General features: G+C 55.1%; 14 protein-coding genes. 7 read left to right on the top strand and 7 right to left on the bottom strand.

Annotation, left to right across the window (positions count from 1 at the left end):
* Nucleotides 1-52 precede the first annotated feature (52 nt).
* From C4S74_RS22665 to C4S74_RS22655, 3 genes are read right to left on the bottom strand one after another with little or no spacing between them, the layout of a single operon-like run.
* Nucleotides 53-949, bottom strand: a complete 897-nt coding sequence (locus tag C4S74_RS22665) for an aldo/keto reductase (protein WP_103997609.1) — start codon at nt 947-949, stop codon at nt 53-55.
* Between the two features lie 25 nt (nt 950-974).
* Complete coding sequence (locus C4S74_RS22660; protein ID WP_103997608.1) at nt 975-1,517, bottom strand: NADPH-dependent FMN reductase; 543 nt, start codon at nt 1,515-1,517, stop codon at nt 975-977.
* 18 nt (nt 1,518-1,535) lie between these two features.
* Nucleotides 1,536-1,754, bottom strand: coding sequence for a DUF3906 family protein (locus C4S74_RS22655; RefSeq protein WP_181024513.1), 219 nt, complete (start codon nt 1,752-1,754; stop codon nt 1,536-1,538).
* A 169-nt stretch (nt 1,755-1,923) separates the two neighbouring features.
* Here C4S74_RS22655 and C4S74_RS22650 point away from each other — a divergent pair, with 169 nt between their 5' ends.
* Nucleotides 1,924-2,880, top strand: a complete 957-nt coding sequence (locus C4S74_RS22650; protein WP_103997606.1) for a D-2-hydroxyacid dehydrogenase — start codon at nt 1,924-1,926, stop codon at nt 2,878-2,880.
* 156 nt (nt 2,881-3,036) lie between these two features.
* On the opposite strand, the gene pfkA is transcribed toward C4S74_RS22650, so the two are convergent.
* The 4 genes from pfkA to C4S74_RS22630 all read right to left on the bottom strand — a co-directional run bounded on the left by pfkA (nt 3,037) and on the right by C4S74_RS22630 (nt 6,231).
* Nucleotides 3,037-4,005 carry a 6-phosphofructokinase gene (pfkA, locus tag C4S74_RS22645; protein WP_103997605.1) on the bottom strand — a complete coding sequence of 323 codons (969 nt, stop codon included), beginning with the start codon at nt 4,003-4,005 and terminating at the stop codon, nt 3,037-3,039.
* A 42-nt stretch (nt 4,006-4,047) separates the two neighbouring features.
* Nucleotides 4,048-5,073, bottom strand: coding sequence for a tetraprenyl-beta-curcumene synthase family protein (locus C4S74_RS22640; protein ID WP_181024518.1), 1,026 nt, complete (start codon nt 5,071-5,073; stop codon nt 4,048-4,050).
* 37 nt (nt 5,074-5,110) lie between these two features.
* The gene (locus C4S74_RS22635; RefSeq protein WP_103997682.1) at nt 5,111-5,740 is read right to left on the bottom strand and encodes a hypothetical protein; all 630 of its coding nucleotides are present in this window, start codon (nt 5,738-5,740) and stop codon (nt 5,111-5,113) included.
* A 176-nt stretch (nt 5,741-5,916) separates the two neighbouring features.
* Nucleotides 5,917-6,231 carry a hypothetical protein gene (locus C4S74_RS22630; protein ID WP_103997604.1) on the bottom strand — a complete coding sequence of 105 codons (315 nt, stop codon included), beginning with the start codon at nt 6,229-6,231 and terminating at the stop codon, nt 5,917-5,919.
* Between the two features lie 418 nt (nt 6,232-6,649).
* Between C4S74_RS22630 and C4S74_RS22625 the strand changes: the two genes are divergently transcribed.
* The 6 genes from C4S74_RS22625 to C4S74_RS22600 all read left to right on the top strand — a co-directional run bounded on the left by C4S74_RS22625 (nt 6,650) and on the right by C4S74_RS22600 (nt 12,875).
* The gene (locus tag C4S74_RS22625; RefSeq protein ID WP_103997603.1) at nt 6,650-7,843 is read left to right on the top strand and encodes an MFS transporter; all 1,194 of its coding nucleotides are present in this window, start codon (nt 6,650-6,652) and stop codon (nt 7,841-7,843) included.
* The gene (locus C4S74_RS22620) at nt 7,836-8,618 is read left to right on the top strand and encodes an ABC transporter ATP-binding protein (RefSeq protein WP_103997602.1); all 783 of its coding nucleotides are present in this window, start codon (nt 7,836-7,838) and stop codon (nt 8,616-8,618) included. The genes C4S74_RS22625 and C4S74_RS22620 overlap by 8 nt, the downstream gene beginning before the upstream one ends.
* A complete protein-coding gene (locus C4S74_RS22615) occupies nt 8,615-10,012 on the top strand; it encodes an ABC transporter permease (protein ID WP_103997601.1) in 1,398 nt (465 codons plus the stop codon). Before C4S74_RS22620 ends, C4S74_RS22615 begins: the two co-directional genes overlap by 4 nt.
* Before the next feature lie 17 nt (nt 10,013-10,029).
* Nucleotides 10,030-11,124 carry an efflux RND transporter periplasmic adaptor subunit gene (locus C4S74_RS22610; protein WP_103997600.1) on the top strand — a complete coding sequence of 365 codons (1,095 nt, stop codon included), beginning with the start codon at nt 10,030-10,032 and terminating at the stop codon, nt 11,122-11,124.
* Nucleotides 11,125-11,267: 143 nt separating this feature from the next.
* Nucleotides 11,268-11,915: a nitroreductase family protein gene (locus C4S74_RS22605; RefSeq protein WP_103997599.1), complete on the top strand. Its 648-nt coding sequence runs from the start codon at nt 11,268-11,270 to the stop codon at nt 11,913-11,915.
* 138 nt (nt 11,916-12,053) lie between these two features.
* Entirely contained in the window at nt 12,054-12,875 is an 822-nt protein-coding gene (locus C4S74_RS22600; protein WP_103997598.1) for an N-acetyltransferase, read from the top strand.
* The last annotated feature ends 34 nt before the right edge of the window (nt 12,876-12,909 follow it).

The following is a 12,909-nucleotide window of genomic DNA, read 5'->3' as shown; positions in this document are numbered from 1 at the left end:
TTGCGGAAAGCTTATGCTGATTGTAACTCCCGATGAAGCGTTCCCGCGCTGTTCAGCGCAAGCCGGGCCAGTTTCCCTTGGATGCCTGCTGCCAGCGGCCCCTGATTTCGGCGATCGCTTCGATCGGAAGCGGCCCCTTGGAGAGGAATGCCGCATTCTCTTCCCAGCGTCCCGGACGCGTAGTTCCCACTATGGCCGTATGGACACCGGGTACGGAGAGGGTGAACCGGAGCGCATAAGCGACGGCTTCGGGTACGGCTTCATTCAGAAAATGATACCGCAGCTGCTTGAGGCGCTCCCAGTACTCGTGGTGATAGCTGTCGGCAGGCTTCTCCCCCGTCCGCCAGGCGGCGTTAGCAAGAGGCCGCTTCGCGATAACGCCCATCTCCCGCTGCCGGGCTTCGGGAATCGTCAGCTCGATCGCCTCCTGATCCGCTATGCTTAGCGACGTCTGCAGCGTGTCGAACAACCCTGTCCGGACGGCATAGAGAGCGGCCTGCCCGTCTCCGCTGCAGCCGATAAAGCGCGTCTTCCCCTGCTGCTTGAATTTACCAAGAAGCTCGATCACTTCACCCCGGCGCAAAATTTCCTCCGGGCAGCTGTGCAGCTGCAGCAGGTCCACATAGTCGGTGTTCAGCCGCTTCAGACTGCGGTCGATGCTTTTTTCAAGCATCTTCAAATCCCAGTCGTTTTCTTGAAAACCGGACCCGTGGCCGATTTTTGTAAACAGGCTGAATTCGGAGCGCCTGTGTGAGACGGCTTTTCCGATCAATTCCTCGGAATCTTTGTAGCACTCTCCGGTATCGATAACGGTAAGGCCCGCGTCCAGCGCGTCGCCCAGCAGCTTCTCGACCGTGCTCAGATCAATGCCCTGGAACCCGATTTCCGCGCCTCCGAATCCCAGCGTGCTTACCTGCAGGCCGGTCCGGCCCAAAATCCTATTTTCCATCCGGTGTCTGACTCTCCTTTCGATCTTAAACAGATTTACGGAAAGTCTCCGTCATGGACAGGAAGTAAGTGACCGTCCTAAGAATCCGTTCGCGGATTTGGACCGTTTCAGGCTCGCCCTGCTCGTTAAACGCCCGGCCCGCGCCCCCGATAGAAATCCATTCGGGACAGTTAATGCCGTGAAGATTGCGCACAACCGTCTGGAGCTGCTGAAGCGAGCTGACTCCGACCGCTCCGCCTGCGGAACTCATCGAGAGCACGACTTTGCCGTCCACGTACTGGGCATCCATGTGATCAAGCGCGTTTTTCAGCACGCCGCTCATGGCCCCGTGGTATTCCGGCGTCGCCAGAACGATGCCGTCCGCCTCCATGACCGCTTTTTTCATATGTACCAGATTCTCGTCTTCGACTACGCTCGGATCCGGGCTGTAGAGCGGGACAGGCTGTTTGTACAGGTCGACCAGGGTAACTTCCGCCCCTTTCTCCGTCAATACTTGTCCGACATAGGCGCTTAATAACGTCGTGCTGGCCCCTTCACGATTGCTGCCGCTAATAATTACGATTTTCATTTTACGCTTCCCCTTTTCTTAAACCGGACTCTCCACGGCGGATTCGATTATATACCCCGCTCCGTTTCCAACCCGTTTTTTCTCAATGATCGTCGTCTGCACGACTTCAGGCGCCACTGTGAAATGGCGGACAAGATGACCTTCTACCGCATCGAACGCCTTGGCGTCCGTTTCGGCCGCAACAATCAGATACGCCAGGCTCTCTTTAAGCTCAAGTTCTACTTTGTAAAGGAACATCTTCATACCCTCCTTCTCCCACCGATTAACTCGGTATCTCTGCAAGATTCCCTTTATGTTACCAAATTGTCAAGGATTTGCCTAGATGGTCCCCGGTTCGCTTCGGGGCTCTCTCCGGTTTTCTTCTCCATCTTTTTTGTTTAAAATAAAGAAAAGGAGCTGACCGCCAATGCTGAACATAACGGCCTTAACGAAAATGGATTTGACGTATTTGCAGGAGCATCTTCCTGAAGATTTGAAGAATACCGTCTCTCTGAAGCAGTTTCCGACTGCCGAAGAAGCGGGCGACAGGCTCGCTTCCACGGACATTCTCCTCACTTCCGGAGCGTTTCAAGACGACTGGCTCCCTCAGATGCCCAAGCTGCGCTGGTTCCAAACCCTCTCGGCCGGTGTCGACAAGCTGCCCCTTCAGAAGCTGGAAGCGAAAGGCATCCAGGTCACCAACATGAGCGGTGTCCACTCCATCCAAATGAGCGAATATGCGCTGTCGGTCATGCTCGATTTCGTCCGCCGTACGCACACACTGCTGGAAAACCAGAAGCACAAGGAGTGGAACCACCGGATTCGTACCGGTGAGCTTCACGGCCAGACGCTGGGTATTATCGGCACGGGAGCGATCGGTTCCGAGGTTGCCCGCAAGGCGAAAGCTTTCGACATGAAGGTTATCGGCTACAGCCGCTCCGGCCGGGACAAGGACCATTTCGATGAAGTGAGAAAAGGAACGGGCGGGCTTCAGTCTCTCCTCCGTGAATCCGATTTCGTCGTTGTCATCGTTCCCGCTACCTCCGAGACGGAAAACCTGATCGGGGCCGGGGAACTGGCCCTCATGAAGCCGTCGGCGTTTCTCGTCAATATGGCCCGCGGCAGCGTAATCGACGAAACGGCTCTGATCGAAGCGCTGCGGCAGGGAACTCTTGCCGGCGCCGCGCTGGACGTATTCCAGGAAGAGCCGCTTCCCGTGGATTCCCCGCTCTGGGAGATGGAGCAGGTTGCCGTTACGCCTCATATTGCGGGAAATACGCCGAAATATGTGGAGCGCTGTGCGGAAATCTTATTTCCGAACATCCGACTTTTTATCGAAAATAAGCCGCTGATCAACCGGATCGATCCCGGCCACGGCTATTGATAAGCCGCTCAGCGCCGGATCTTCCCGGACAGGCCGGACTTTACGCGGCCATGCATCACAAAAAGCCTTCCTTCCCATATGCCCCTCAGGGCGCTGGAGAAGGAAGGCTTTTGTATAATGGGACGTCCCGGCATGCGGGTCATCCGCATCGTCGGATTACTGCGACAAGCGGAGCGCAAGGTTGTAAAGCTCCATGTTGAACGGGCGTTTCGTGTTCACGACAAGATCGATATCCGTCGCAACGAGCTCGCCCTTGATTACGCCGCAGGATTTGCCGGAATCGCCTTCGATAAGTCTGCGTACGGCGAAATCTCCGAGGCGGCTTGCCAGAATGCGGTCCGTATGGGTCGGCGTTCCGCCGCGCTGAATGTGACCGAGGACGGTCACGCGGGCATCAATGCCGTTATGCTCCATGATCTGGCGGGCGATATCGTCACCTTTGCCTGCGCCTTCCGCAACGAGAATAATGCTGTGACGCTTGCCGTGGGCGAAGTTGTCGCTCATCCGCTTCGCGATTTCCTGGCAGTCGTGGGGCACTTCGGGCACGAGGATGGTCTCGGCGCCGCTCGCCAGGCCCGCGTACAGGGCGATTTCGCCGCAGTGGCGGCCCATAACTTCGACTACCGAAGAGCGCTCATGCGAAGTCATCGTATCGCGGAGCTTGTTAATCGCGTCTACGACGATGCTTACAGCCGTGTCGAACCCGATGGTGAAGTCGGTGAACGCAATGTCATTGTCGATGGTTCCCGGAAGCCCCATTGTTTTGATTCCGAGCTTGCTCAGCTTGTTCGCCCCTTGATAAGAACCGTCTCCGCCGATAACGATAAGACCGTCGATGCCTCTCTTGCGGAGATTTTCCGCCCCGAGCTGCTGGCCTTCCGCCGTCATGAATTCTTTGGAACGGGCCGTCTGCAGGATCGTTCCTCCGCGCTGGATAATGTCTCCTACGCTTCTGAGGTCCATTTCCGTTATATCGTTCTTAATCAGCCCCTGGTAGCCGCGCTGGACCCCGAATACCTTCACACCGTGATAAAGGGCGCTGCGCACGACGGCGCGTACGGCTGCGTTCATCCCTTGGGAGTCGCCGCCGCTTGTAAGAACTGCGATGGATTTAACTGCTGTCATTAAAGTTCCTCCTTGCTTATCTATGAGCAATATAATGAGAGATCAGGACGTTTTGCGGATCACAAGGCTGTTTATCCAGAAAAACAATCGGCTGATCGAACTGTCTTTCATCAAATTCCGGGAAATTTGCCGGACGACCGGCTGGTCTTTCACTTTGGGGTCGGACAAATAAAGGGCAAGCAGCCCTTCGATAACCATCCGGTGGAACGCGGCGTCTTCCAGCTTCGAAGTGCCTTCCTTGGCCTGTTCGGCCACATAAGCGATCCGCCGAATCGTTTCATCCATATCCCCGTAATAGAAGCAGAAATTCAAATCTCCGCCGACACGGTCTTCTTCTTGGTCGATGAGATAATCAAGCAGAATATGAAGTCCGCATACATAAGGAAAATAGGCGCTTTTAATCCCATCCACCCGCTGCCGGTCCAGATTGCGGTCGGAAGCCGCCGCGAACAGCATAAACATGCCGAGCGTCGATCCGGTGGCCGCCGAAAACTCGTTCCACGTCAAATCCGGGTAGTTTGCACTGTGTCCGGACCACCAGTCCAGCAGAGCTTGTTCTCGTAATTCGGGGCGGATGTGCTTGTATACCTGCAAATCGCAATAAAGTCCCACGAGCGAACGGACCGCATCGGCCGCCAGCCCGTAGGAAGGAAGCTCGGCGATCCTTTGCTGGCAGGTCTGCACGAGTTTGACCAGATAGCCGTTGTCTTCTTTCTCAAGGCGATAGGCGTAATAATCGTGAAGGGGAGCCGCCGGGTCAACCGCGTCCAGCATGGATTGATGCAGCATCCGGAAATCCTGCGGGTCCAGCGAAGTGCTGCGGTCGCACAGGTTATCCAGATAATCGCTGATGGTCTGGAACGCGACAATCAGTGAAATGAGCACCTGCCTCATCGGCAAGTTGATTACCGCATAAATGGCGCCGCCCTGGCAGTGAAACTGTTTGGATGTCATGCTGGCAATCGCCTGCGTCCGCAGTTCCTCGTCCGGAATCCGCTCCGCTTCGCGGCGCCAGCCCTCCAATTCCCGTTTAACGCCCGGAAGAACATATTTGTACACCCGGTACATCAGAGCCAAAGGCCCCCGGGGAACGTTTAAAGATGGTTTATTCGGCAAGTTCAACGAGTTCTCCTCCATAACACTGGCGATAGCAGTAAGCAAGCAGCAGTTTGAATTCCAGGTATTGGATATGGGTGAGCCAGGCTTCGATATCCGGATTTTGCAGCAAGGTTACCTGAAGCTCGACAGCATCCGCAAATACGGAGGAATTCCACTCCGGAGAAGTAACAAGAACGTCAATCTTCGCTTTCATCGCTTCATGCTCTATCGCCCGCAGCCCCGGCTGGCGGTCCAGAAAGGACCGGACCTCGTTGACCAGGTCGGTATGAATCGGATGGTTGCCCGCGTCCTGCAGCCAATACTTCGCATTGCTGTAGTCGCCTTCCATCCGGTGCATCAGCCCGTGCCAATAGCTTCCGGTTTCATTTGTAATGGACTGGGAAATTTCATGACTGTTGTCAAGACTCTCATTAAACAAATAGAGTCCCGATTTTAGCGCCAGTGCATAAGGTTCATTATCTGGATTGTCTCCGCATAATGCGGAAACCTGAAGTTTATCGATCCGGACATCGATCAGCGAATCCCATTCTTCGATCGGGTACAGCGAAGGCTGTCTTCCGAGCAGAGGCTTGGCGATCAGTCTGATCCAAGACGGTTTCTCATTTTCTGTTGGCACCTCGAGCACTCCTTCCTGCGGCTCAGACCTGGCGCTTCAGATCCAATCTCAATTTTTCTTTCTATCTTACCAGAATTGCGGAGCTTTTACACCTTGTCTCCTCCCGCAGTCGTGACGCAGCAAGATTCCGCGGTTATCCGAGCAGAGAGAAAATCACCGGAAGGAACTTCTGCCCGTTAACCGTGTATCTTGCTATCCACTTCCTGATTCGTCCGGAACCAGAGATGCAGGTCGTTGATGGCGCTGGCCAGATCGGCAATCTGCGAATTGAGCGTACAGGAGGCCGGAAAATCGTCCTCGATGTTCAGCTTGTTCTGTTTGGCGATAATCTGCCCTTCAAGCTGCTTGATCCGGTCCGGAATCGTTCCGCGTATTTGTTCCCACTCAAGCAGAATCGTTTCTCTTTCCTCCAGAGAATACTCTTCCCACTCCTTGTCGAACTCGGGGACCGCTATTCCCAATCGCTCGTCAAAAATAAAACGGCAGGTCACAAGGCACCCCCTTCAGCTTAATCCGGCGCGTTGTCTAACAATCTTATGTTCTAATGTATCACGAGGCGCCGTGACCTTTCCACTACAAGTTACCGGTAATTTGCCCCCTGCCGTTACCCGCATCCTACTCCAACCCGATTATACCGGATATGACTTTTGTCATGGTTCCGGCAGGCTGAATGTGTCCTTCCGCCTATCATGCGGTTCTTAACGCCTTCTTCCGGGATATCGCACCGGATTTGTTCATATAAGAGCAACCTGCATGAGCAGCCCCCCCTATTCTCCCCGCCACTGCCGTTAGCGGTCGAATGCTCAATTGCGCCTCCGCCTCCTGCGTCCGTATACTGGATGGAAAGAATACGGGACGCCCCCAAGGCGTCCTCTGTTTTTTACAGAACAACGAAGACAGGTGGATGCCTTGAAAAAACAAAATGATTTCGTCCTTCGCGGATTTACTTTTTCCTATTATATGATGATGGCCATTATCGCCTCGTTCTTCCCGCTCTATTTCGATTCGCGGGGCTATTCCAAAGCCGAGATCGGACTGCTGTACTCCATCGGACCGATGGTCAGCATCTTAGCCAACCTCGTCTGGGGATTCGCGAGCGACCGGCTGCAAAAAATCAAGCCGATTATGATCACCCTGTACGTGGGTCAGCTTGTTTTCGTCGTCTCCATGTTCGGGACCGATTCCTTTACCGTTCTTTACGCCCTGATGGCCGGGTTTTACTTCTTCCAGCAGCCCGCCCAATCCCTGAATGACAGCCAGCTTCTGCTGCACGCCAGCCAGACGGGAAAGAGCTATTCCTCCTTCCGGATATTCGGCTCCATCGGCTTCGCTTTCTCGGCGCTTTTTTTCGGGCTCCTTATAAAAGAAACTAATATCGGCCTTACTTCGTCTATTAGTATAGCGGTTATTGTCATCGGGCTGATTTTCACCTTCGGCCTGGTCGATACACGGGTTGCTTACAGCAAGATGGACTTTAAGGGCATGGGAAAAGTGATCGGTTCGCCCCGGCTGCTGATCTTCCTCCTGCTCGTCCTTATCATGTCGATTTCGCATCGGATCAATGACGGCTTTCTGGCTCTGCATCTGCGCGAGCTGGGGGCCTCGGACATGACGGTCGGTACGGCGATGATGATTTCGTCGCTAAGCGAAATTCCGGTGTTTTTTCTGCTGGGCAAATACGGGAACCGCTACAAAGAGCTGCCGCTTCTGGCCATTGCCGGGTTTATGTACGCCATCCGCTTCCTGATCGTCAGCCTGTCGGATCATACCGGCTGGGTTCTGCTCGCACAGGCTATGCACAGCGTGACCTTCGGCATTTTCTTCGTCACGGCGCTGCGCTATCTCGCCCAGATCATCCCGGATGAGTACAGAGCTTCCGGCCAGGCTATTTTCGCCGTTACATGGTCCGGCCTTGCGGGGATCATCAGCGGAAGATTCGGCGGCCTGATCTATGCGGATTACGGAAGCACGGTCCTCTACGGAATAGGATCGGGGCTTGCCGTTGCGGCTGCGGCCGGTTTCCTCGTATTCCATGCCCGTCTGAACGCGCTGGAAGCCAGATTAACTGCTATTTCAACGAAAAAGGAGGATTCGCATGCTTGAGGTAAGCGGGCTTTCGCATACCTTTCAAAGCGGTACGGAACAGTCCCAGGTGTTGAAAGACATCCATTTTACCGTGAACAAAGGAGAAATCGTAGCCCTGCTCGGAAGCTCCGGCTCCGGTAAATCCACGCTGCTCAACCTGATGGCGGGACTTATGAAGCCGACGGAGGGCAGCATTCTCATCGCCGGACAGCCGATCGAGCGCATGAGCGAAAACAAGCTCGCCGAATTCCGGCGCCATCATATCGGATTTATTTTTCAATCCTATGAGCTCATCTCGCATTTGACCGTGCGGGAGAACGTCGAGCTTCCGCTCGTCTTTCAAAGCGTCAAGCCCGGCGAACGGCGCGAGCGCGCCATGAGTCTGCTCACGCAGGTCGGACTGGCGGAGAAGACGGAGCTCTTCCCCTCCCAGCTGTCCGGCGGACAGCAGCAGCGCGTCTCGATCGCGCGTTCGCTGATCACCCGTCCTCCCGTCGTCTTTGCGGACGAGCCTACGGGAAACCTGGACACCAAGACCGAGAAGGAGATCATCGACCTGCTGCTCGAATTGAACCGCACGCTTCAGCTTACGTTTATCATCGTCACGCATGAACGCGAAGTGGCGGCCAGAACGCAGCGGGTCATTCAGCTGAAAGACGGCCGGCTCGCCGAAGACAGCGATTATCTGCACGCCGAAGAAGAAACGGCGGCGGCACTGGCCGGTGAAGTTCCTTCGGCGCTCGCAGAGGGCACCGCTTTCCGTTCAGAGCCGGCCGGAGGTGAGCGGCCATGAAGATACGCGATTACATGGGGCTCGGCTGGGACCAGCTCAAACGGCGGAAGGTCGTCACCGCTCTGTGTGCGCTCGGAATTTCCATCGGTTCCGCCGCTATCGTCGTCGCCCTGGCCGTAGGGGAATCCGCTTCCCACTACAGCGAGCAGCAGATGAAAGCGTACCTGAAGACCGATGAGATTACGATCAGGAACGATCAGAGTCAGGAACAGGGGTCAGGGGACTCCACTCCGGACAAATCCGGATCCGCAGCCGGTTCCATTACAAATCAGAAGCTCGATCTGATCCGGACGCTGCCGCACGTCAAAGCCGTCGCCAGCTTTCAACAGGTCGGCCACTTCTTCTTTAAACTCGACGACGGCAAAATCGGCAGTTTCGAGCTGGTCGCCACAGACCTGGATACGCTCGAAAAGTTCGGGCACGAGTTCCAGCAGGGCGGCCCCTCCGAAATCGAAAACACGATTATTTTGAGCCCCGGCGCCACCATGGGGCTTCTCGACGAAGAAACCATGAAAAACCGGGAGCGTCAAATGCGGGCGAATCAGAACGACCCGTCGGTCTGGGAAACGTTCCGGGAATTCGATAAAATTCCGACATCCCTTTACCAGAAGAAAATTACGCTCACCATGGAACACCCTAGCGCTTCGGCGGGCAAAGCTCAGGCACAAATCCCCGTGCGGGTCGCCGGTGTCCTGAAAAAAGGGGAAAGTGTGCCCAACAACATGGTGATGTATGACAAAAAAGGATACATATCCCACGCTTTAGCCAAACAAATCCGGGAAGCCGTCAAAGCTTCCGCTCCGCCGGACAGCGAGACCGCGAAACGGATGGGCTCAGGCGAATCTTACTCGGAGGTTCTGGTCAAAGTCGAGAATTCGAGCCAGATAGAAACCGTCGACAAACAGATTCAGAAGCTCCGGCTGAATACCCAGAACAATCTTCACCAGGAAGAAAGAATGCAGGGAGAATTTGTGATCATCCGGGTCGTCTTTCTCGGCGTCGGGCTGTTCGTCCTGTTTATCGCCTCCATTTCCATTGTGGTCGCCATGACGATGTCCACGTACCAGAGACGACGGCAGATCGGCATCATGAAGGTGCTTGGAGCAAACCTGAGGCAGATCCGGAATATGTTCATCGTAGAGTCGGCACTTCTCGGGCTGCTGGGCGGAATTCTCGGCATTATGCTGTCCTACTGGGTCGTCTGGGGCATTAACGCCCTCACCTTCATGATGGGCAAAAATTCTGCGGGCGACGACACCCAGATCTTGTTCATCTCCACGTGGATTATTCCCGTCGGTCTATTCTTTGCGATCATGACCGGGGTTCTCTCGGGAATTTATCCAGCAGTCAAAGCGTCCAAAACCGACGCCCTTACGGCAATCAAACGCGAATAGGAGTGGAAACCGTAACGATGAAGAAAAAAGTATGGGCAGTGGCGGCGGCGGTTGTCGTCATAGGAATCAGCGCGTTCTTATACATAAAAAGCCATCCTCAAACAGGTCCCAATCCCGCCGATATGGCAATGAACAATCCCCTGTCTTTCAAGGTCACCCGCGAAGAGCTGGTCGGCTCTATTGAAGTGAAAGGCAAATCGTCTTATGAAAAAGAAACCTGGGTACACGCCCCGTTTAGCGGGGATATCGTGAAGTGGAATGTAACCGACGGCGCCCAGGTCAAAAAGGGCGACTCTCTTTTCGTTCTCGACAGTGCCGCAATCGACGCCGAAATCGTTCAGATGCAGGCCAACCTGAAAAAACAAGACCTGGAAGCGCAGCTTGCCAAATTCCAGGAACGCTCCTCCGATGCTCCCGCAGGTTCCGGCGAATCGGGCGGCATGTCGGAAGCGGACGCCAAGAAACGCTATGTCGATGCCGAAAGCGCCAAAATCCAGGCACAGCTTAATACCATGAACCGCGAGACAGCCCAGAGCCAATTGAGTGAAAAACAGAAAATGCTTGCCAAAGCGAATTTCAAAGCACCGGAGAGCGGCATTTTCCTTTTCGAGGATTCTTCTAAAATTCCGCAGGCACTTCAAGCCAATAACCGGATCGGCAAAATTGTCGATTTGTCCAAGCTGGAGCTGCTCTGCTATGTGGGAGAATTCGATGTTTTCCAAATTAAGCCGGATATGCCCGTTGTGGTCAAGATCGACGCTCTCCCCGACGTTCCGCTGAAAGGCAAAGTCAAGCAAGTGTCCAAATTCGCCAAATCGGGAACGGAAGCCGCCGCCTCGGCGACAGCCCAGTTTGAAGTCACCGTGTCTCTGGAGCCTAACGACAGGCTTATCGCGGGCCTCAGTTTGACGGGAACCATTGAAACGGCCCGCAAGGCCGACGCTCTTGTCGTTCCCACCCTTGCCGTACAGCGTGATAAGGACAAGCATTTCGTTATGCTTGAAACTCCGGGCGGCGTGGAGCGCAAAGAAATTGCCATCGGTATGGAAACCGCCGACAAAACCGAAGTGGTCAGCGGCTTGAACGAAGGAGACACCGTCGTCCTGCAATAACAATCGGGGGCGGAACGGACTGCCTGTCCATCATCGGCTTTCCCTATGCAAACTGCCGGATTTGGACTATAATTAGGAGAAGATATTAGTACCAAGTCTTAAGGACAGTATCCAGGAACCAGCGGAAAGTAGGGACTGTACGCATGAACTATGAAGATTTCAAATCCATCGTGCTCGAAAGACGGAGCGTCCGGAAATTCACGCAAGACCCTGTCTCGGTGGAGGATGTACGCGAACTGATTGACTGCGCCAGATTCGCACCGAGCGATACAAACTCACAAACATGGAAATTTATTGCCGTGATGAACGGCGAACTCATCAAAACTATCGAAGACGTAACATGGGAAGAACTTCACAAACGGGCAGCAGATGCCGAAGAACGCGGTTTATCCCGCGAAGGGCGGCTTCTCGTCAAGTCTTTCGGACCGTATGCGACCGCGTTCTCGGGCGCGCCCGTGCTCATCATTTGCCTGGCCACTCCTTACGAGTCCAAATTCCGTGAGCGCATTTTCGACCCGATCGGACTTGTTGAGAACTCCGTCTGGGACGAAGAAGGCATCAAAAGTTCCTGCCTGGCGGCCCAGAACCTGATGCTGGCGGCTCATGCGCGCGGCTTGGCGACTTGTCCCATGACAGGACCGGTCCTCCTTGCCCAGCACAGGCTCCGCGAGCTTCTCCCGATCCCGCAGGAAGCGCAGGTCAATATGGTCATCGCCCTCGGTCATCCACAGGAGCGTCCGGGCAAGCTGGCCCGTAAAGAAGTGGACGAGATCCTCGAAATTATCAGCTGAACGGACCGAACGCAGCAAAACCTTCCAAGCCTCCCCTTTCCAAGCCGGAAACCGGGAGGCTTTCTTTTCGGCTATTCTTTTCGGCCTTATCCTTATTACGTTTCATTCCATGTTAACGAACTACCGGAGGCGGTCATTATGGCACAATTACCCGTACTTACAGCAGAACTTGCAAAACGTCTGGAACAGGCGGAAACCGCTTTCTGGACTTCACGCATAGAAGCCATCGGCAGCCGTGAAGGCAATCCGATGGGCGTTCATACGGCGCGGTTCGGACAGACAAGCGCGGTTTGCACGGAGGGAATGCCCTGGCCCTTGTTTAACACCGTCAGAGGTCTGGGTCCCGAAGATGTCGGAGAGCTCGGGAAGATTCTTCATTTTTACGCGGACTGCGGCCGCTCCTGCACATTTGAACTAACTCCCGGCAAAACGGATAAGTCCGTTACTTACGCGCTGGCACGGCAAGGTTTTTATCAGGAAGGTTTTCACGCTTACATGTACGGCCTTCCGGAACCTGTCGCTCCCGTACTTCCGCCTCACATCCGGATAGAGCCGATCACGTCGGCCGCCCGGTTCGACCTCTACGGGGAACTGCACTGCGTGGGCACAGGGATGGATGTGAGCGCGAAGCAGCATTTTATCGATAACAACATCGTGCTGCTGAACCGGCCGGGGTGGCATTTGTACCTCGGTTACGTTAACGATGAGCCGGCCGGAGTCAGCATGATGCACATCGACGGCGACATCGCCTCCTTCACCCTGGCCGCGACAGTACCGCAGCACAGAAGCCGCGGCCTGCACAGTGCTATGCTGCAGGTACGCATGCACGAGGCTGCCAAACGGGGCTGCCGGCTCACGGCCGCCCAGGCCGCTTTCGGCAGCGCGAGCCAGAACAACATGGAGCGTGCCGGCATGAGGCTCGCCTACGCGCGCGCCGTCTGGAGCGCTCTGGGCGAGTAGCCCCGCACGGCGGCGGGTCTCGCACGGCGGCGGG

Origin of the sequence: Paenibacillus sp. UNC499MF (assembly GCF_900107975.1) — a bacterium.
Taxonomy (GTDB): domain Bacteria; phylum Bacillota; class Bacilli; order Paenibacillales; family NBRC-103111; genus Paenibacillus_F.
This window is presented reverse-complemented; position numbering and strand designations above follow the sequence as displayed.